Origin of the sequence: Neorhizobium tunisiense (genome assembly GCF_039631515.1) — a bacterium.
Classification (GTDB): domain Bacteria; phylum Pseudomonadota; class Alphaproteobacteria; order Rhizobiales; family Rhizobiaceae; genus Neorhizobium.
Window position 1 is genome coordinate 207,592 of sequence record NZ_JBDIUU010000004.1, and the last position, 20,863, is coordinate 228,454.

General features: G+C 61.4%; 15 protein-coding genes. 6 read left to right on the forward strand and 9 right to left on the reverse strand.

Features of this window, described 5'->3' with window-relative positions; genetic code table 11:
* Nucleotides 1–81 precede the first annotated feature (81 nt).
* On the reverse strand, nucleotides 82–624 hold the full coding sequence (locus ABCW43_RS17305) for a Pycsar system effector family protein (RefSeq protein WP_345926625.1): 543 nt from the start codon (nucleotides 622–624) through the stop codon (nucleotides 82–84).
* A 113-nt stretch (nucleotides 625–737) separates the two neighbouring features.
* Between ABCW43_RS17305 and ABCW43_RS17310 the strand changes: the two genes are divergently transcribed.
* The 6 genes from ABCW43_RS17310 (at nucleotide 738) to ABCW43_RS17335 (ending at nucleotide 10,691) form a co-directional block, all read left to right on the forward strand.
* Complete coding sequence (locus ABCW43_RS17310; protein ID WP_445738959.1) at nucleotides 738–4,439, forward strand: FecR domain-containing protein; 3,702 nt, start codon at nucleotides 738–740, stop codon at nucleotides 4,437–4,439.
* Nucleotides 4,439–6,388: a CHASE2 domain-containing protein gene (locus ABCW43_RS17315; protein ID WP_345926629.1), complete on the forward strand. Its 1,950-nt coding sequence runs from the start codon at nucleotides 4,439–4,441 to the stop codon at nucleotides 6,386–6,388. Before ABCW43_RS17310 ends, ABCW43_RS17315 begins: the two co-directional genes overlap by 1 nt.
* Nucleotides 6,389–6,575: 187 nt before the next feature.
* The gene (locus ABCW43_RS17320) at nucleotides 6,576–7,601 is read left to right on the forward strand and encodes an ABC transporter substrate-binding protein (protein ID WP_345926631.1); all 1,026 of its coding nucleotides are present in this window, start codon (nucleotides 6,576–6,578) and stop codon (nucleotides 7,599–7,601) included.
* A 33-nt stretch (nucleotides 7,602–7,634) separates the two neighbouring features.
* Nucleotides 7,635–8,516 carry an ABC transporter permease gene (locus ABCW43_RS17325; protein ID WP_345926633.1) on the forward strand — a complete coding sequence of 294 codons (882 nt, stop codon included), beginning with the start codon at nucleotides 7,635–7,637 and terminating at the stop codon, nucleotides 8,514–8,516.
* On the forward strand, nucleotides 8,492–9,241 hold the full coding sequence (locus ABCW43_RS17330; RefSeq protein ID WP_345926634.1) for an ABC transporter ATP-binding protein: 750 nt from the start codon (nucleotides 8,492–8,494) through the stop codon (nucleotides 9,239–9,241). Before ABCW43_RS17325 ends, ABCW43_RS17330 begins: the two co-directional genes overlap by 25 nt.
* Before the next feature lie 73 nt (nucleotides 9,242–9,314).
* Nucleotides 9,315–10,691 (forward strand): LLM class flavin-dependent oxidoreductase, encoded by a 1,377-nt coding sequence (locus ABCW43_RS17335; protein WP_345926636.1) that lies wholly within the window; start codon nucleotides 9,315–9,317, stop codon nucleotides 10,689–10,691.
* Nucleotides 10,692–10,787: 96 nt separating this feature from the next.
* Here ABCW43_RS17335 and ABCW43_RS17340 read toward each other — a convergent pair whose 3' ends face one another.
* The 8 genes from ABCW43_RS17340 to ABCW43_RS17375 form a co-directional block, all read right to left on the reverse strand.
* Entirely contained in the window at nucleotides 10,788–12,347 is a 1,560-nt protein-coding gene (locus ABCW43_RS17340) for a putative bifunctional diguanylate cyclase/phosphodiesterase (RefSeq protein WP_345926638.1), read from the reverse strand.
* 116 nt (nucleotides 12,348–12,463) lie between these two features.
* A complete protein-coding gene (locus ABCW43_RS17345) occupies nucleotides 12,464–14,152 on the reverse strand; it encodes an ATP-binding protein (RefSeq protein ID WP_345926640.1) in 1,689 nt (562 codons plus the stop codon).
* Nucleotides 14,139–15,659 (reverse strand): ATPase domain-containing protein, encoded by a 1,521-nt coding sequence (locus tag ABCW43_RS17350; RefSeq protein ID WP_345926642.1) that lies wholly within the window; start codon nucleotides 15,657–15,659, stop codon nucleotides 14,139–14,141. Before ABCW43_RS17350 ends, ABCW43_RS17345 begins: the two co-directional genes overlap by 14 nt.
* Nucleotides 15,660–15,780: 121 nt before the next feature.
* Nucleotides 15,781–16,845 (reverse strand): DUF2218 domain-containing protein, encoded by a 1,065-nt coding sequence (locus ABCW43_RS17355; RefSeq protein WP_345926644.1) that lies wholly within the window; start codon nucleotides 16,843–16,845, stop codon nucleotides 15,781–15,783.
* Complete coding sequence (locus ABCW43_RS17360) at nucleotides 16,842–17,678, reverse strand: ABC transporter ATP-binding protein (protein ID WP_345926646.1); 837 nt, start codon at nucleotides 17,676–17,678, stop codon at nucleotides 16,842–16,844. The genes ABCW43_RS17355 and ABCW43_RS17360 overlap by 4 nt, the downstream gene beginning before the upstream one ends.
* Complete coding sequence (locus tag ABCW43_RS17365; RefSeq protein ID WP_345926648.1) at nucleotides 17,675–18,715, reverse strand: FecCD family ABC transporter permease; 1,041 nt, start codon at nucleotides 18,713–18,715, stop codon at nucleotides 17,675–17,677. The genes ABCW43_RS17360 and ABCW43_RS17365 overlap by 4 nt, the downstream gene beginning before the upstream one ends.
* Nucleotides 18,712–19,755: a FecCD family ABC transporter permease gene (locus tag ABCW43_RS17370; RefSeq protein ID WP_345926650.1), complete on the reverse strand. Its 1,044-nt coding sequence runs from the start codon at nucleotides 19,753–19,755 to the stop codon at nucleotides 18,712–18,714. Before ABCW43_RS17370 ends, ABCW43_RS17365 begins: the two co-directional genes overlap by 4 nt.
* Nucleotides 19,752–20,762 carry an iron-siderophore ABC transporter substrate-binding protein gene (locus tag ABCW43_RS17375; RefSeq protein ID WP_345926651.1) on the reverse strand — a complete coding sequence of 337 codons (1,011 nt, stop codon included), beginning with the start codon at nucleotides 20,760–20,762 and terminating at the stop codon, nucleotides 19,752–19,754. The genes ABCW43_RS17370 and ABCW43_RS17375 overlap by 4 nt, the downstream gene beginning before the upstream one ends.
* Nucleotides 20,763–20,863 lie beyond the last annotated feature (101 nt).

Here is a 20,863-nt window from a genome sequence, read left to right on the forward strand (position 1 = left end):
CGGCGTCGGGTTCACCGTGGTCGCCCCATTCAAGGATCGGAACATCAGGCTTGCGATCGGGGCGAGCTTGGAGATTATCCTTCAGGTGATCAGAAGAAGCAGGACGTATGCAACGACCGTGAAGAGCATTCCGCGGAACGCATAGGAGACGCAGCGGTATTTCTGCCGGGCGATCACGGAGAGAACATCGGCGTTGTCCAGGTATTCCTTGAAGAGATAGCCAACATCGCTGCGCTGCGCCGCGTGCTCGAATATTGCTCTGTGCTGCGGCCATGCTCCCCAAAAAAGCGAGGTGGACTTCTCCACTCGCCGCGGCAGCACGACAAGGATGGCCGAAAGAATTGACGAAACTGAAGCAATGGCAAGCAAAGCGGAAACAATCACCGCTGCCCACGCGCCATCGGTATAACGCGCCAAGGTGAATACGCCTCGCCCCTCGCTCGACGAGATCAGAAAGGCGAGCATGAAGGTAAAGATATAGGCGGCCTTCTGATCGGATATCTTGATCTGATCATAGAATACGTCGTTGATCTTTCGAACATGGTTGAAGTATTCCTCGGTGATCTCGCCGGACGCCATTGGCATTTCGAGCATCTCGGTCGGCGCGCTTTCGAAGTCGCTCAACTTGCTTTTCCCCTGTTCCGAACTGTTTCCCTGTTAATACAGTTCAGCCGAAAAGCAATGCCATTGCTAAAGCTCGTCTTGACTCCTGCCGCATTTCTACGCAGTTGTGAGGCATGTCGGGGGCGTTCAATCGGTTTTATGTTGCAGCAGTTGCGCTGCCTATACTTGCTGGCGGACTGATGTCCCCGGCAGTGGCAGAGCCTGTCCAACGGGCGGGGCCGGCTGCCGGCGCAGTCATTGCCCGCAAGGTGGGTGAGGAAGTCCGCTTTATCGACGTATCCAGCTGGCAGTTCGTCGACCTCAAGCAGGACCTCCTCACCGGTGACGTGCTGCGCACCAATGCGACCGGCCAGCTGGCGATCCTGTTTTCCGACCGGACGCAGGTCCGGCTCGGCCGCAATTCCTCGTTGGTCGTCAAGCAGATCACCGACAGCACCAGTGCCGACACCGTGCTGGAACTTCAGTCCGGTACTATCTGGGCACGCGCGGAACGCGGCGGGCCTGGCGTACGGGTCGAGACGCCTGCGGCGGCGGCAGCGATCCGCGGCACCGACTGGACGATGACGGTCAAGGGCGACCAGACTTCGCTCAACGTTCTCGAAGGCGTCGTGCAGTTCAGCAATCCTCAGGGCAGTGTCGAGGTGCGCCAAGGCGAAGGGGCCGTCGCCTCGATCGGCCAGGCACCTCGCAAGATCGTCATTGTCGATTCCGACGACCGCGAGCAGATGCTGTTCTTCCTGCCACCGCGTGAGGCTTTCGAGCGGATGCCGCCCTCGGCTCAACCCGTCGCCGAGATGCGCCGCAATGCTGATCGCATCGCAGCCATTCCCCTCGAGCGCCGTAGCGCAGAGGATTGGGTCGCACTTGCCGAAGCCCAGCTTTCGCTCGAAGGCCGCCAACGGGCGCGGCAGACGCTTGCGACGCTCAAGGGGCAGAGGCTTTCCGCCTCCCAGCAGGCTCGCGTGACCTTGATCGAGGCGGTCCTTGCCGCAAGCGAGACCCGCTACGCGGAAGCTGCCAAGCTGTTCGAAAAGGCGCAGCGCGGACTCGATCCCAAACGGCGGGGCATCGCGCTTTACGGCGGCTACTATGCCCGCGCTCTTGCCGACCCGAACCGGGTGGAGGCACTGCCGCCGCAGGTGGGCGGATCCGACGGAGCATTTCTGCGCGCCTATGCGCTGGGCTTCCTGCAGGACTTGAAGGCTGCCATCAAGGTGCTGCAGGAAGCCGAACGGCAATATCCGGACGACCCCGAACTGCCGGCCTATCGCGGTTGGCTTGCTGTTCTACTGAACGATCGCGCCCAGGCGGAAGAGGCGCTCAACCGGTCGCTGTCGATCGATCCCGCCGAACCGACAGCGCTCGAGGCCCGGTCACATTTTCGCGCAGGCTTCAAGGGTGACTATCAAGGCGCGCTCGCCGACCTCGAAGCAGCCGTCAAGGTCGCGCCCGGGAGTTCGACAACCTGGAACGCGATCGGCAACATCCACTCGGTGCGGAACGCCAACCGCGAGGCCGAAGCGGCCTTCAAGAAGTCGATCGAACTCGATCCCCAGGACCCTCTCACCCATTCCAACCTGGCGCTCTTCTATCTCGATATCGGCCGCATCGAGGATGCCAAGCGGGAGATCGACACGGCCTTCGCCATCGATCCGGGCTTCGATATCGCACTTGTCGCCCGCGGCCGTTACTATCTGCAGACCGGAGAACTGGACAAGGCGGTCGACGACCTGCTCGCGGCGAGCGTTGCCAATCCCGGATATTCGCAAGCGCAATTGCTGCTTGCGGCCGCGAATTACGAAAAGGGCGACCGAGTACCGGCCGAGCAGGCGACGGAAAATGCCGAAAGGCTCGACGATAACGATCCGGTGATATCCGCCCTGCGCACGGCAGTCGCGATCGACAATTACGATTCGGAAGGCGCCATCCGCAACGCGCAGGAATATCTCAAGCGCTCGAAAGCCCGCGGCGGCGATTTCACCTCGCTCGGCGCCAACCAGCAGGCCGGATCGACGCTGAACGATGCATTCCGACTACAGGGCATGAATGCCTGGGGCGAATATTACAGCGACGCGGCCTTCGATCCGTTCGCCGGTACCGCCTATATCGACCAGAGCATCCGCGGCAGCGCCAATCCGTTCGTGAACAACTACTTCTACGGCGACAACGTCATCACCAACGCACCGAACGGGCAGGCGTTCTCGTCCTTCCTGCAGGGCCTGATGCTCGAACCGCATGTGATTTCCGGCCGCTCACGCTCCGCCAATATCATCCGGCGCCCATTCTTCGAGGGCTCGATCGGCGGCGGGATCAATACGGCGGGGGGTGAGTTCGATTATATCGGCGAAGGGGAGGTCCAAGGGTATAGCAATCTGCCATTCCCGATCAGCTTCTATGGGAATTTGCAATGGCAGAGGTTACCGGACAGCCGGGATATCGGTGCGCTGACGGATCTTGATACGGAGAACAAGGTCATCGGAGGCAATGGTTATCTGACCGCCAGTCCCACTCCGTACGACCGATTTGTTCTCTACTACAACGACGCCAAGAGCGAACTGAGCCGCGATCTTGTATTCGACGGGGATCCGTCAACGATTTTTGGTCTGCCGCCACTTACATTCACCGCCCCCCTGGCCAGTCAGCAGAGTGCTTCGGCACGAGTAACCAACGGCGGTCTCGGTTGGAGCCACACGTTTGGCTACCAAAATGTGCTCAATGCCGCTTTGCTCTACAGCGGCATCAAGACAAAAGACCAGCGGTATCTGGAGTTCGATATCCTTGGCTTCCCTCTTCCGGTGGCAAACGAAACCGACACATTCAGCCAGGACGCTTATATCGCGGCAATCAATCATACCGTCGGATCCGGCAATCTGACGTGGCGGTATGGGATCGAAGGCGGCTGGATCGATGCCCGCCAATCTCAAGTCTACGAAAATCTCGTTCCAATCGGTTTGATCCCGCCGGCGCTGGATTCAGCCTTCAGCGCTTCGGATCGCAGCGCCATTGGCAGGATCTATGTGGATCTGCTGCATGAAATCACCCCCGATCTCAAGGCGGAATATGCACTCTTCGGCACTTATGCGGAAAGTGCCATGACGAACACCAGGATCGAACCCCGCTTGGGGATAGCTTGGTCGCCAGCGGAAAAGCAGTGGCTACGTGCCGGCTTCATGCGAAGCAGCCTGGATATCTCGACGCCCACTCTTTCTCCCATCGGTGTTGTTGGTCTTCAGCCTAATCCCGTTTCCGTGGGAACTGATGGCTATATCGACACCTACGCTTTCCGTTGGGATGCCGAATGGACACCGGACTTTTTCACGGCGGTCGAATTCCAGCATCAGGATCTCGACGATCTGCGTATTGCTGTCCCCTTGTCGTCTATACCTTTCACCACCTCCGAAGGCCGTATCGATCGCGGTAGCCTTAGCGCCAACCTTCTTCTCGGCCACGGCTTTGGCCTCTCATCGACCGTTGCATATACCGACTCCGAAGACCGCGACCCCGCATCCGCTACATTCGGCGGCCCCTTGCCTTTCGTGCCGGAATGGGGAGGACAGGTGGCGCTCACCTGGGTCAACGAAGCGAATGTGAAGGCAACGCTTGCCGCCAACTATGTGGGCGATCGTGTCGACGAAGTCGGTATCGAACTTGACGATTACTGGACCTTGGACGCCAGCCTGACCTGGGAGCCCCTCGACAAGCGCTTTGAATTGGATCTCACCGCCTACAACCTCCTGGACGAGGACATCGAGGTAAGCGCCGGGACGCCCGGTTGGGGCCGGTCCTTCAGGGGCACGCTCAAAGTTCGGTTCTGATGGCCGGCCGGCGCGGTTTCTCCTTTTCGACGCCGCGCTTCTTCTCCTCGCGCGGCGTGCAGATCGTCATTCTGGCGGCATTCTTCTTCGCGGCGGTGGCGCTCGTCATGCGCCTGCCCGGCTGGCCGCTGGTCGACTATCGCGCATTCGACTATCTTTCGACCATCGGGGCCGCGCCGCTTGCCAAAGACGGACCGATCATTGTTGCGATAGACGAACCTTCGCTGGCGGAGATCAATGTCCAGTGGCCCTGGCCGCGCAGCCTGCATGCCAAGCTGATCTCGCAGCTTCGCGCAGCCGGCGCCAAAGTGATCGGCGTCGACATCATCTTTTCAGAACCCTCGGCGCCGGTCGAAGACGAGGCGCTTGCTGCTGTTCTCGGGCCGGATGTGGTGCTTGCCGGCGACGAGACGCTGGTGACCTCCGACCAGGCCGACCAGTTCATCCGCGTCATGCCGCTGCAGATGTTTTCCGACAGACTGGCGCTGACCGGCATAGCATCCGTCGGCCTGCATCGCGACGGCGTGCTGCGTGAGATGCCGGAATATGTGGACAGCTTTGCCTCGATGATTGCGACAGCTGCAGGCATCGAGGCGGAATTGCCGGAGCCGGGAAGCCTCATCCAGGTGTTCGGCGGCCCGCGCACCTATCCGACGGTTTCTTACTACCAGGCACTCGATCCCGAAAACTTCCTGCCGCCCGGTATTTTCAAGGACCGTATCGTGATCGTGGGTCTCAGCCTGCAGAACGCGCCTTCCATCGAAAAGGGTGGTGCCGATGCCTTTTCCGTGTCCTATACGGTGCATACCAGCAAGCTGATTGCCGGCGCCGAGGTTCAGGCGACCATTTTTGACAACCTGCGGCTCAAGAACTCCATCGCGGAAGCCAGCGGCCCGATGAAGCAATTGCTGCTGCTGATCGCCGTCGTGGCGGCGGCGATGCTTGTCTGGAAGGGTACCGGCTGGCGCACGGTGGCGGTAGGCGCAGCGACGATTTCCGTTCTGTTCGTCGGCAGCTATATAACCTTGCGTTTCGGTCGCGTCTTCGTGTCACCGATGGCGCCGGCGCTCGCCTTTGCCGGCATCGCCGCAGCGCAGGCGACGCTTGACTATGCCCAGGAGCGAAAGAACCGCCGGCAGGTCACCAGGGCATTCTCCCAGTATCTGGCTCCGGCGCTGGTCGATCAGCTTGCGCGCGATCCCTCCAAGCTGAAACTTGGTGGCGAGAAGCGCGAGCTTTCCATCCTTTTCTGCGACGTGCGCGGCTTCACGACCATTGCCGAGCAGCTCAAGGATGATCCGCAGCAGCTGACCATGCTGATCAACCGGCTGCTGACACCGTTGTCCGATATCGTGCTGTCGCATGGTGGCACGATCGACAAATATATCGGCGACTGCCTGATGGCCTTCTGGAATGCACCGCTCGACGACCCGGCGCACGCGGCTCATGCGGTAGCCGCCGCCCTGGATATGCTCGATTCGATGCAGACCCTGAACGACGACCTGAAGGCCGAAGCGGAGGCGACGGGACGGACTTTTTATCCGCTGGCGATCGGAATCGGCATCAATACTGGCGAATGCGTGGTCGGGAACATGGGCTCGACGAGCCGTTTCGACTATTCGGCGCTCGGAGACGCCGTCAATCTGGCAGCTCGACTTGAATCCGCATCAAAAGCTTACGGCGTGCCGCTGCTACTAGGTGAGCGGACAGCACGGGCAGTGGACGATGTTTTCGCGGTCTTCGAACTCGACCGCATCACGGTTAAAGGCAAGACAGAAGAGGTTCCTGTCTGCACGGCGCTCCGTGAAACTTCCGAGGCGGCACGGAAGGTCCATCGTGAATTTCTTCAGGCGCGTTATCGCGGCGATATCGCCACCCAGCAGATGCTGGCGCAGAGGCTTGGACATGATGTGCCGGCGCTTTCGGCGTATTATGGGCAAGCCCTGTAGCGTCTGAGCAGGAAAACGAAATGCCACATCGGGTCGCCAGTTCTCGTGTCAATGATCGACATGTTGGGACAATATTTCACTATCCGGCGCACTCTTAAATTAAATAGTCTATTTCTTTTATAGAAAATATCTCACCCTTCCGTGCATCGACTTTCGTGTCCTGCAACCGATGAGGGGAAGATCAACGATGACATTGGTAAAAACTGTGAGAACGGCTCTGTTCGGCCTGCTTGCCTTCGGCACCATGAGCGGAGTGGTCGCGGCCCAGACAAATGCGCCCCTTCTTGCGAAGGTGCCACCTGGAACTGTCCTGACGGTCGGCGATCCGGTGACGCAAAAGGCGCTGGAAATCTCCGGCCTGATCAAGGAACTGTCGTTTGAAGTCCGATGGGCAAACATCAGTGGCGGCCCGCAAACGTCGGAAGCCTTCCGCGCCAAGGCGCTCGACGTTGGGTCGGTCGCGGAAATCCCCTCGATCTTCGCCAACTGGAACAACCTGCCGGTTCGCAACATCGCCTACCGTGAACGCCGCGACCCGATTGCCAATCCCATCTACCGTTTCGGAGTAGCGCCCGGCGCCGGCGTCAGGACGCTGGCCGATTTCCGCGGCAAACGCATCGCATTCAGCCCGGGCCAGGCCCAGGGAGCCCTCGTCCTTCGTGCACTCCATGCCGCAGGCCTCAAGAAAAGCGACGTCACGCTGGTAGAATTGCCGAGCACCGGCGACGTCTATCCGAAGGCGCTGGCCAGCAAACAGGTCGATGTGGCGCCGCTTGGGGGCGTCTATATAAGGCGCTATGTCGCCCAATACGGCTCCGATGGCGCCACGCTCGTGGAGCACGGGCTGCGTGATGATCCAGCTCATCTCTACGCACCGCAATGGGTGCTGGACGATCCGGCAAAGGCAGCTGCTCTCGCCGAATATGTCGGGCTCTGGGCACGCGCCACCGAGTGGGTGAACAAGAACCCGGAGATCTGGATCAAGGAATATTACGTCGACCAGCAGGGCTTGAGCCAGGATGACGGCGAATATCTCGTCAAGCTGACGGGGGAACAGGTCGTTTCCGGAGATTGGAGCGAAGTCAAGAAGCGCCACCAGGAGACGATCAACCTGCTGGCGGCGGAGCTCGGCTACAAGCCCTTCGACGTGGAAAAGATCTTCGACAACCGGTTCGAAAAGACCGCCTCCGCCGCCCTGGCGAAGAGCCAGTAATCCCCCTGCATCATCCAAGAGGAGATCTGAAGCATGGCAACCATTTGGGATGCGGACGAGGCGAAATCATCCCGGTCTTCCAGCCGCGAAAGTGCATATACCGTTCCAGCCGTGGCGAGACCCGTCACCTCCCGGAACCGCCGTAAACTGGGACCGGGACCGGCAATACCATTCGGGCTTCAGATGGGGCCGGCACTGCTGGTGCTGTTCTGGGTGGCCGGCTCGGCGTTCGGGTGGATCGATCCGCGCATACTCTCTGCGCCCTGGACGGTCATCGAGGCCTTTGGAAGGCTGATCGAACAGGGCCGGTTGCAGGACAACTTCGTGACCTCGGCGACGCGTGCCCTGCTTGGGCTCAGCATCGGTCTGGTCATCGGCACGATCCTTGCCGTCACCGCCGGTCTTTCCCGGATCGGCGAAGCACTGATCGACGGTCCCGTTCAGATCAAGCGTGCCATCCCGACGCTGGCTCTGATCCCTCTGCTGATCCTGTGGTTCGGCATCGGCGAAGGCATGAAGGTCACGACGATCGCCCTTGCCGTCATCATACCCATCTACATCCACACCCATAACGCCCTGCGCAGCATCGACAGCCGCTATGTCGAACTGGCCGAGACCCTGCGCATGAGCCAGAAGGATTTCATCGTCCAGGTGGTGTTGCCCGGCGCGTTGCCCGGTTTTCTCCTGGGCCTGCGGTTTGCCGTCACCCTGTGCTGGGTTTCCCTCGTCGTGGTCGAGCAGATCAACGCCACCAGCGGGCTAGGCTACATGATCGAACTTGCCCGCAACTATGGGCAAACCGATGTCATTCTCGTCGGCCTGGTCGTCTACGTGCTGCTCGGCCTCGTCTCGGACGGTCTCGTCCGCCTGCTTGAACGGAGGGTCCTCTCATGGCGCCGCACTCTAGCCAGCTGAAATCCGCATCCAGAACCGTGCATGTCCGCAACCTGATCCGCCGGTTCGCCACCAAGACGATCCTCGATCGCGTGGATCTCGACATCGCCGAAGGGGAATTCGTCGCCCTGCTCGGCCGGAGCGGCTCCGGTAAAAGCACTTTCCTCAAGGCGCTTGCCGGCCTCGACTACGATGTCGAGGGAACCGGGACGCTGGAAATACCGGACAATCTCTCGGTGGTTTTCCAGGATGCCCGTCTCCTGCCCTGGCGCACCGTCATCCAGAACGTCACGCTCGGCCTGCCGGGGGCTGTCGGGCAGGAAGCAGGCAGAAAGGCATTGGCCGAGGTAGGCCTCGAGGGACGCGAAGCAGCCTGGCCAAACCAGCTCTCGGGCGGCGAGCAGCAGAGGGTCGCCCTTGCACGTTCGCTGGTCCGCCAGCCGTCCCTGCTTCTGGCCGACGAGCCGTTCGGCGCCCTCGACGCGCTGACCCGCCTGAAGATGCACGACCTGCTGCGGGAATTGTGTGCAAGGCACCGCCCGGCCGTGTTGCTCGTCACCCATGACGTCGACGAGGCAATCTCACTCGCCGACAGGATACTGGTTCTTGATGAGGGCCATCTGATCGAGGATCTCCAGATCGATCTGCCGACGCCGCGCGATCACGGCGATCCACGCTTTGCAAAGATCCGCACCCAGCTTCTAGGCCGGCTCGGAGTGGATACTCCCAGGCGGCGCGCCGCCTGAAATCCAACGGGAACTGTCATCATGACCAGCAGGGATCAGTTCAATCTCAACGCCTCGAACGGGAGACACGCCAATGAGTAATAAGAAGAGACAAATGCGGCTTGGGGCCTTCATCATGGCGACGGGCCATCATGTGGCAGCCTGGCGCCATCCGGCCTCGCAGGCCGACGCAGGGCTGAATATCGATCACTACCGCGAGCTGGCGCAGACGGCGGAACGGGGCAAGTTCGATCTGGTCTTCGTCGCCGACAGTCCGGCCGGCTGGGAACGCGCCAAGGACCCGGAAGCGCTTCGGCGTTCCTCGCAGGGTGCCCATTTCGAACCGGTGACCCTATGGGCCGCGCTTTCGCAGACGACGAGCCACATCGGCTTCGTCGCCACCGCCTCCACTACCTACGAGGATCCTTATCTTCTGGCCCGTAAGTTCGCCTCGCTCGACTATCTCTCCAAGGGCCGGGCAGCCTGGAATGTGGTGACGACGGGCGCGGACGTTTCCAAGAACTTCTCCATCCCCGGCCATCCTGCCCATGCCGACCGCTACGCGCGCGCCGAGGAATTCGTCGATCTGGTGAAAGGGCTGTGGGATAGCTACGAGGACGACGCCTTTATCCGCGACAAGGAAAGCGGCGTCTATCTCGACCCGGACAAGGTGCATCTCGTCGATCACAAGGGCCAGTTCTTCTCGGTCACCGGTCCGCTCAATGTCGGCCGTCCCGTGCAGGGCTATCCGGTGATCGTCCAGGCCGGGGCCTCGGAGCCCGGCCGGGAGCTTGCGGCCCGAACCGCCGAGATGATCTTCACCGCCAACCAGGCGCTCGAGGACGCCCAGGAATTTTATTCCGACGTCAAGGGACGGCTTGCCCGCTATGGACGCAGCCAGGACGACCTCTTGATCAGTCCCGGGATATTCCCCGTTCTCGGCGGGACCGAAAGGCAAGCACAGGAGAATTACGACTATATCCAGTCGCTCGTTCATCCCTCCGTCGCCTGGAACATCCTCGCCCGCCACTACAACGGTGTCGACCTGTCCGGCTATTCGCTGGACGATCCCGCTCCACCCCTGCCGCAGGATACGGAACTCAACAAGAGCCGCCTCAAGCTGGTCACCGATCTGGTATCGCGAAACAATCTGACGCTGCGCCAGCTCTATCTGGCCGTTGCGACCGCCCGCGGCCATCGCACGGTGATCGGCACGCCGGAACAGATCGCCGACGCGATGCAGGAATGGTTCGAGAATGGCGCCGCCGATGCCTTCAATATCATGCCGCCGATCCTGCCCGCTGGATTGACGGATTTCGTCGATCAGGTCGTGCCGATCCTGCGCAAGCGTGGCCTTTTCCGGCATGAATATGAAGGAACGACCCTGCGGGAGAACCTCGGCCTCAAGCGCCCGCAGAACGGCTTCGTGCTTCGGTCACAGCTTGAGCCGGAGGTACGGGCGGCGGTATAGTTCCCGCGCGCCATTTAGATTTCCTGGCCGCGGCGATGGCACCGCCCATACTTCTCGGCCAGGACCTTGTGTTTGTACCTCCCGGGCAGACTTCGTTCAGGCGCTCAATGCCCGCTTGCGGTCCTCGACGAAGCCCACCACTTCCGCTTGTGGCATGGCCTTGCCGAAGATATAGCCCTGCCCGACATCGCAGCCCTGGCCCATGAAATAGGCGAGCTGGGCGTTCTCCTCGATCCCTTCGACGGTGGTCTTGAGATTGAGGCTGCGGCTCAGGCCAAGCACGGCATCGATGATTTTGGCGTTCTTGTCGTTATGGGTGAAACTAGACACAAAGCTCTTGTCGATCTTGATCTTGTCGAACTTGAAGCGCGCCAACTGCGCCAGACTGGAATATCCGGTTCCGAAGTCGTCGAGCGCCACCTGGATGCCGGCGGCATGGAATTGCTCGATCGTCGCGGCAGCAAGGTCCGGGTCATCGACCAGAGCGTTTTCGGTGATCTCGATTTCCAGCCTGGAGGACGGCAGGCCGGTCTGCTGCAGGATGTGGAGAACACGGCTCGCGAGTAGCCTGTCTTCCATCTGGACAGGCGAGACGTTGAAGGAAAGCGACAATGTTCCCGGCCAAAGCTGCGCATCGCGGCAAGCCTTTGACAGTAGCTGCTCGAAGAGCGTGGTAATAAGGCCGGTTTCTTCGGCCACGGCAATGAAGTGTTGCGGTGGGACGAATATGCCGTCCTTGTTCCACCGGGCAAGCGCTTCGAAACCGCAAAGTTCACCGGTCCTGAGATTGATCAGCGGTTGGTAGAACGGCTCGATCCTGCCCTCGTCGATGGCGCGGCGAAGGTCGCCTTCGAGCTTGGCCCGCTCAGAGACCTTCTCCTGCATTTCAGGCTGGAACAGGGAGTATTGGTTGTGGCCCCGGCTCTTCGCCTCGTACAGCGCGACGTCCGACCGGTGGCAGACTTCCTCAAGCGAGCTACCGTGGTCCGGCAGGCGCGCATAACCGACGCTGGCCCCCACTTCCGTCAGCAGGGTGCCGATCCGGACCGGCCGGGAAACCGAATGGATGAGCAGCTGCGCGAAGAGCTCCTCCTTTTCCGGCACCAGGTTGCGGGCCACGGCGACGAACTCGTCGCCGCCGAAACGGAAGACGCATTCGTATTCCGCCAATGCGCAGATGCGCCGCGACACTTCCTTCAACAGGATATCGCCCCCCTGGTGGCCAAGGAGGTCATTGACCTTCTTGAAGCCGTCGAGATCTATCGAAAACACCGTTGCGGTCTGCGGCCCGATATCCTCACCCGTCTCCCGTAGCTTCTCATCCGGGTGCGAAAAGATGAACCTGTCGAAGGCATAGCGGTTGGGAAGCTTCGTCAGATGATCGTGCGTGGCGATATGATCAGCTTCATCGAAGGCCTTCCGGCGGTTCATCATTTCATTGCGCATATCGAGAATGCGCAGCACCGAATAGGCAAAGCTCGCAAGACCGGCAACGATGAGTATGATGATGATGAGGTGGGCTTTTCCCGCACTGATCGACTGAACCAGCCTCAGCAGCAGATCGTCATAGGCTATACAACCGACGAGCAATAGCATCGCGACTGCCGCCACCTCCGCCAGCTGTCTGCCAGCCTTGCTTTCCAGAAAATCCTTCATCTACTCCTCCAACCCCGCGATCCTAGGATAAATGATTAAAGGATTTGTTATTCAGAGTTGTAGAAGAGCGCCTTACAGCTGCAACGCCCGCCGAAGAAATTACCGGGTCTGGCGGATCAATTGAGGTCGTGCCGGGCTATTGCGCCTCTGAGCGCCTCCGACAGCTCGGCCAGTTGATAGGGTTTGCGCAGGATCTTGATGCCTTGCGCCTCTGCCGCCTGCTTGGTCACCTCGGAATATCCGCTCGTCAACAGGATTGGCAGATCCAAGCGGCGCGCTCGAATTTCCTTTGCCAATTCCACGCCGTTCATTCCTCCAGGCATCATGATATCCGAGAATACCAGGTCGACCCGCCGCCCGTTCGCAAGAGCGCCCAGAGCAGCGGCGGCTGTCGCAGCCCGCACGACCTGAAAACCGAGATCTTCCAGCATCTCGCTGACAAGAGCTGCGACTTCGTCGTCGTCTTCAACCAGCAGAACGCTGCCTGCCGACGCCGGACGGCGGCGCGCGACGTGCAGATCCACCAGGTGGTGCTGATCCGGTCCGGGCTCCTTCGAGGAACGGGGTAACATCAGGATTATTTTCGTCCCTCGACCGACTTCGCTTTCGATCTCTATCCTGCCGCCGGACTGCTGGGCGAAACCATGAACCTGCGCAAGGCCAAGGCCGGACCCCTTGCCGATGTCCTTCGTGGTAAAGAACGGTTCGAACACGCGTGCCTGCACCTCGCGGGTCATTCCGGAGCCGTTGTCACTGACGGAAAGGCGGACGAAGTCTTTCGTGGAGCCGCCTTGATCCGGGAGCGGAACGTTTTCCGCGCGGATTTCGATCGTGCCGCCTCTCGGCATCGCGTCGCGGGCGTTGACCGCAAGATTGAGAACAACGAGTTCCAGCTCGCTTGCGTCGACCTCGACCGGCCACAGGTCGGGTGAGAATTCGAGCGTGACATGCACATCGCCCCTCAGGCTGCGGTCGAGCAGTTCGCGCATCCCGCCGATCTGGCGGGCCAGATCGATCGTCTGCGGCTGCAGTTCTTGACGCCGGGAAAAAGCCAGAAGCTGGCGTGTCAGGCCCGATCCGCGTTCGGCGGCTTGACGCATTCCGTCCATCAACCGTTTGCGCCGGGCGGGGTCCGTCTGGCGGTCGAGCATTTCCAGCCCTCCGGAAATGACCATCAGCAGATTGTTGAAATCGTGAGCGACGCCCCCGGTCAACTGACCGATCGCTTCGATCTTCTGAGCCTGCCGAAGCTTCTCCTCAACATGCGCACGCACCGTCATCTGGTCGCGCAGGGCCTCATTGGCGGCCTTGAGCTCCTGAGTACGCAAGATGACCTGCTTCTCCAGTTCCTGGGCGGCCTGCTCGCGCTCCACCAGCAGCCCACGCAATTCCAACTGCCGGGCTCTGGCGCGAAGCGCCGATTGTATCGTGCTGACAAGGGTCTGGGCCTGGACCGGTCGCTCCAGGAGCGCCACGTTGCGCAAAGAGTTGATCAGCCTCTGCCGCCACGCCTCGATGCCGGTCTGCTCCTGACGGCTGGTCAGCAGGATGAAGGGAAGATCCGACCATGGCGGCTGGTCCGCAACCCATTTGAACAGGAGGCTTGCGTCTTTTCCAAAAAGAGCTTCTTCGGCAATAAACGCGGCTGCAGCACCGGCCTGCAGCGCTGCCACAAGGCTTTGAAGATCGCCGCAGGTCTTTGCCGCGATGCCGCTCCGGCTGAGCAAGCCGACTGAGGCGGCCGCGTCTCTGCCGACCGGTGCAAAGACAATAACCGGTTCCAGTTGGTCTTCACCTTGCGCCATTATTTCCGTCTGCTGAACTCGTTACAGGAGCGGCTGAAAAATACGGCGAGCCGGCCAGCACGCCGGTGAACTCGAGGGTTGGCGGCCCGAGCTTGATGCCATTGTTGGAAAGGCTGAACTCGCGCACGCTGTGCTCGTGCCTGCCGCTTCGCTTCTTCACGACGGATATCGCTCGGCGCACGGTGCCCTGCACTTCGAAATACCGCAGCATGACGACGGAATCGCTGAGATAGCTCAAGTCGAGCGGAGCCTCGAGCGGGCCTACGAGCCCATGCTGGGCAAGGACAAGAATGGTCAACACGCCACGCTGGCCAAGGTAGGTGAGCAGTTCGTGCATCTGCAAGACCAGAAAACGCTCGTCCGGCATCGCATTCATGTAGCCGTTCAAACTGTCGATGACGACGACGCGTGCGCCGTCGACCTCCACGCTTTTCTGAACGTTGGCGGTAAACTCCCCCGGGGATAATTCCGCAGGATCGATCTGCTGCAACCGGATCAACCCGCTGTTCAGGTGGGTTTGGAGATCGAAACCCAAATTCCTGGCCCGTGCCTGCAGCGTTCCACGCCCCTCGTCGAAGGCATAAATGACGGCATGTTCGCCGCGGTTCGCCGCCGCCAAGGCATAGGTCAGGGCAAGTGACGACTTTCCCACCCCGGCAGCACCCAGGAACAGTACGTTGGTACCCCGCTCGAGCCCGCCGCCCAGCATGTCGTCGACCTCCTTGTTCCCGCTGGACGTGAACTCGTCGTCGAAAGCCTGATGATGCTCCGCGGCGATGAGGCGCGGGAAAATGTGGAGACCGCCCTTCTCGATCGTGAAATCATGGTAGCCGCCGCGAAACTTGATGCCACGCATCTTGACGACCCGCATGCGTCGCCGCTCGGCGCCGAAGTCGATGGCAAGCTGCTCCAGCAGCACAACCCCGTGGGAAATCGAATGGAGCTGCAGGTCGTTCTGTTGAGACGACAGATCGTCAAGAAGAATGACGGTGCATTGCCGGCTGGCGAAGAAGTGCTTCAGCGCCAGGACCTGGCGCCGGTAACGCAGCGGACTGTGAGCGAGGAGGCGCAATTCGGAAAGGCTGTCGATGACCACGCGCCTCGGGTTGAGTTCGGAGACGCGATCGAGAATGAGCTTCGTTGTCTCGTTGAGCTCCATTTCCGCCGGATGAAAGACCGTCAGCTCGCGATCGGGATCGAGCGTGGTTTCCGGAGGGACGAGTTCGAATACCTCAATACCCTTGAGTGACCAGCCGTGACGGGAGGCGACGAGCTGCAGCTCGCGTTCCGTCTCGGAAAGAGTGATGTAAAGCACCTGCTCTCCCTGCTGGACACCTTCGAGCAGAAATTGCAGGGCGATCGTGGTCTTGCCCGTCCCAGGCCGGCCCTCGTAAAGATAAAGCCGGTTTTCATCGAGACCGCCGTCGAGGATGGTGTCGAGGCCGGGCACGCCGCTCGAGATACGCGGAGGGTCGATAAACTCCGCCTCTTCGAACCATTCTGTCATGTTCAACCTTTGCAGTGGAAACCCTTGAACAAGATCATATAGATTGCGGCGGACAAGCCTCAAGAGGGCCAACGACGGTATGCCGGACGGCTTTCGAAAGGCTCGCCCGCCCCACAAAGCATCAGGCGGAATGTTGTTCCCAGTACCAGGCCACATACATCATCTTTTTGTCGTGCCCACGGCTTTTCAGGAAGGCGCGGATGGAGCGCACATCCTCCCTTTCGCAGGCGACCCAGACGAAGGTATCGTCCTCGACAGAAGCGACCGCTTTCTTGGCTTCCTCGGCAAGAATGCCTTTCGCTCCAGCCGGATAGCTCCGCCGATGCAGCCAGCGGACATCCAGTGAACCCGCTGACGGAAGCGGCTGTTCCTCCGCCTCATCCAGCACTTCGATGATAGCCTGCATCCGCGTGCCCGGCGCCACCTCGGCCGCGATCCGGGCGATGGCGGGAAGAGCGCTTTCGTCGCCGACCAGAAGAATGGACTGTGCCGCCGGAAGGCCGCCGCCTCCCGGCCCGAGCAGCGCCACTTTTTCTCCGGGCTGCACGTCACGGGCGAAGTCGGCCCCTGGCGTCGCAACGTGCGGAACTGGATGCTGCAGGAAGTCGATCCACAATTCCCGGCGCTCGATATCCACCGTGCGGATCGTGTAGATGCGAACCAGAATCTCATCTTCTCCCTCGGGCCAGGCGACACGACCGTCTTGCCGGATGCCCGGCCATACCGGCGGCCTGCCCTTCGGGGGGACAAGAAGGCGAACATGCATGTCGCCGCCGACGAACGGCGAAACGTCAGTGCAGGCAAACTTCACGCGCCGCATGTGAGGGGTTACATCCTCCGCCGAGACGACTGTCACCTCGTGGAGGTTCGGCAGTGCCGCGAGGGGAGAATGCTGCGACCACGTCAATTCAAACGGTTCCTCGCCTGCAAAGTAGAACAGGTGCTCCGCGAGCATCGTTCGATTCAGTTGCAGCGCCGCTTCCGATTCGCATGCCAGTTCGATCAGGAGCTTGCTGTCTGCCAGCCGGATGCTTGTCGTGCTGTTCTTGCTCTTCAGCAGGGCGTGGTTCTTGCTCCGCTGCACGTCGGCATGCTCGACGAAGTGCTCGCAGATTTCGTCGAGCATGCGTTCGGCATCTCTTGGTAGCGCTACGCCGGACAATTTCAGCGGCTGAACTGCATTCATGACCGGTTCTCCTTTAAATCCTGCCCCTGCGCCATCCGATGCCGGCCGATCGGCAGCATGATCGGCCGGCCCGACGTCGGGTCTGTAATGACGCGGCTTTCGAGGCCAAAGACTTGCCGCACGTTCCCTTCCGTCAGCACGTCCTCGGGCTTGCCCGCGACATGCACGCGCCCTCCAGCTATCGCGACGAGGTAATCCGCGTAGCGCGCCGCGAGATTGAGGTCGTGCAGGACCATGACGACGGTGGTTCCCCGCGCGTGGTTAAGATCGGTCAGCAGATCGAGAACTTCGACCTGGTGATTGATGTCGAGAAACGTCGTCGGTTCGTCCAGCAGCAGAACGTCCGTCTGTTGCGCCAGAGCCATGGCGATCCAGACGCGCTGGCGCTGCCCGCCCGAAAGTTCGTCCACCGGCCGTTCGGCAAGCTCGACGGTTCTGGTCGCCGTAAGCGCGCTCTCCACGGCTTCATCGTCCCTGCGCGTCCAGCGTGAAAACAGGCTTTGATGCGGGTGCCGCCCGCGGCTGACCAGGTCTGCGACGGTAATTCCCTCCGGTGCGATCGGCGACTGAGGGAGCAGGCCCAATGTTCGAGCCAATTCCCGGGACGGGATACGGTGGATCGATTTGCCGTCCAGCAGGACATGCCCCTGGCTGGGCGAGATGAGCCGCGACATGGTGCGCAAAAGCGTGGACTTGCCGCAGGCATTGGCGCCGACGACTGCGGTAATCCTGCCGGGTGGCACGGCAAGATCGAGCGCGTGCAGGATTTCGGCATGGTCATATCCGGCCGAAAGCCCGCTGGCGGTAAGAGAGTGAGCGGAGCGAACGGTCATAACGAGCCTCCCATCCGGTTGGCCCGCACGATCTGATAAATCAGAAAGGGAGCGCCCAGTGCTCCGGTCACCACGCCCACCGGATAACGGCCTGGCAGAAGGAATTGACCGACATAGTCCCCACCCAGGACGAGTATCGCCCCGATCAACGCCGCCGGTATCAGCAACGATCCGTTGCGTCCGACGACCCGGGAGGCGATCGGTCCCGACAGGAAGGCCACAAAGGCGATCGGCCCCGTCACCGCCGTGGCGGATGCAATCATGCCGACGGCCGCAACGATAACCAGCATGCGGGTCCTTGCCACCTTGACCCCCAGGGCCGCGGCCATGTCGTCGCCCAGGCGAAGCGCCTCCAGGTCACGTGCCCGGCCGAGCAACAGCCCGCCGAACGTCGCCAGCGCCAGAAGAAGCGGAAGCGCCTGGCCGAGCTGCGCTCCGTTGACGCTGCCGGTCAGCCAGCGCATGGCCTCCTGCAGGTTCCAGGCCGGAGCGCTGGAGAGGATATAGGCGACGACGCTTTCCAGCATGGCCGAGATACCGATGCCGACGAGGATGAGCCGCGTCCCCGCCACTCCGCTGCGGAACGACAGGGCGTAGACCAGCAGCGCCACGCCGAGGCCTGCGCCAACCGCGAGGACCGAAACGATCGGCCCGCCCAACGACAGGACGACGATGGCGAACACGGCCGCAGCACTTGCACCCGACGTGATCCCGATAATATCCGGGCTGGCAAGGGGATTGCGCAGCATGAGCTGGAACGTGACGCCGCCGAGCCCGAAGGCCAGTCCGGCGAGAACTGAAAGGACCGAGCGCGGCAGCCGCAGCTTTCCAACGGTAAAGGCGGCGCCCGCGACATCATCACCGAGCAGGACGCGCAGGACGTCACCGGGCTGCGTGAAGGACTGGCCGAGCGACAAGGTCACGGCAAAGAGGGCGACCATGATAGCCAGCAGAATGGCGGTCACGAGACCGTGCCGGCGCGCCCGGCGGCGGCGATTTTCAACGATGAGGTCAATGGTTGGGGAAAGCACTGTCACAGTTCTCGAACCCGCTGACGCCTGACGATCCAGATGAAGAACGGCGCCCCCACGAGGGCCGTGATGATTCCTACCTCGATTTCCGCTGGCCTGGTGACGATACGCCCCACGACATCCGCCGCCAGCAACAGGCAGGCGCCGCCAAGCGCGGAAAACGGCAGCAACCACCTGTGATCGAGCCCGACCAGAAGACGGCAGACATGCGGCACGACCAGTCCAAGAAAGCCAATTGGGCCGCAAACTGCTGTTGTTGCCCCGCACAGGAGGATAGCACCGAACGAGGCGACGGCGCGGGCCACCGCGACGCGTTCCCCCAGTCCCGCCGCTACGTCGTCGCCCAGGGCCAGTGAGTTCAGTTTTCGCGCCGACAGAAGGCTGACCGCAAAACCGACCGCAAGAAACGGCAGCACCGGGACAATCCGCTCAAAGGTCGCTCCGCTCACGCCGCCGATCTGCCAGGAACGGATGCCCCCCGCTATGTCCGCCCGCGGCAGCACCATGGCAATCACCATGGAGGAGAAGGCAACCGACGTTGCGGCGCCAGCAAGCGCCAGCTTCAATGGGGTTGCCCCGCCACGCCCCAGCGATCCGATCGCATAGACGAAAACTGCCGAACACCCGGCTCCGAGGATTGCAGCCCAGATATAGGCCTCCGCAGAGGACATGTCGAACAAGGCGACGCCGGTCACGACGGCCAGCGATGCACCCATGTTGACGCCGAGAATACCCGGATCGGCGAGAGGATTGCGGGTCACGCCCTGCATGATTGCCCCGGCAAGCCCGAGCGCGGCTCCGGCAAGTACGGCAAGTACCGTGCGCGGGATGCGCACGCTCACCGCCGCCTGACCGATGCTATCTACCTGTCCCGCGAGCGCCGCCACGATATCGCTCCAGGCCACTTCGCGGGTGCCGACCGTTACCGAGAGCGCACAGAGGGCGGAAAGGGCCACGACCGATCCGGCCAGCCAGAGGCCGCGGGTCCGGTTCGAACGTCGAGAGACGGCCGACCGAGCGAATGATCGAATGCTGCCGGCCGTCATTTGGACTTTCTGGCCGCGTCCGACAGCAGATCCACATAGTCCTTCAGGACCCATGAGATCGAAAGCGGTGTCGGATTTGCCGCCGTGCCGATCGGGTTGCGACCCAGCATGACGAGAGCCCCCTTGTCCACGGCCGGCATTCTGGACATCAAGGGGTTGGCCGCCAGCGCATCGAGCAGTTTCTGGTTTCCATAGGTGACGACGATATCGACGTCGTCGAAGACATCGATGCGCTCGGCGCTGACGGAGCCTGCGAATTTCCCGGACTTGGAGGTCTCGACGACACTCCTGGGGGATTTCAGACCAAGATCCTCGAAGAACCTCACCCGGGTATCGTTCGTCGTATAGAAATTGACGGTGCTCAGGTCAGTCGCATCGAGATGGGTAATGAACATCGCCGATTTGCCCTGGAGCTCAGGGTGTCCGCCAACCACCTTGGCGATGTCGGCTTCGATCCTGGCGATCAACGCGTCGCCCTGAGGGGCCATGCCCATCCCGGCACTGTTCAATCGTATCATGTCGCGCCAGTCGGTCGACCAGGGCGCTTCGGGATAGGCGACGACCGGTGCGATCTGGCTCAGCGTGTCGTAGTCCGATTGGCTCAAGCCGGAATAGGATGCCAGGATCACATCGGGCCTGGTGGCGGCAACCGCCTCGAAATCGATGCCGTCCCCTTCGTCGAAAAGCACCGGCTTGCCGGCATGGAGCGCGGTCAGCCTTTCGGCTACCCAGGGCAGCACCCCGTCGCCGTCATCGTCGCCGAAATTGGCCCTGGCGAAGCCGACCGGCACGACGCCGAGCGCCAGTGGCACCTCATGGTTGGCCCAGGCGACGGTCGCTACCCGTTCGGGCTTTTGAGGAATGATCGTCGTGCCGAACGCGTGCTTGATGGTGATTGGATAGGCCGTTCCTTCGCCCGCCCAGGCGCCTGCCCCGGCGCTGCAGAGCGCAACCACCCAAACGCATATCGCCGCCATTTTCACGGCCGAAAGCAATAACCGCAGCATCGTCAAACTCCGCAGACTTAAGTGGACTTCCACTTTCAGGTTAAGAAAGCCGCGTCAACCGCCCTGCAAGTCCTGATCGACAGGAGGACTGAGATTTCCGT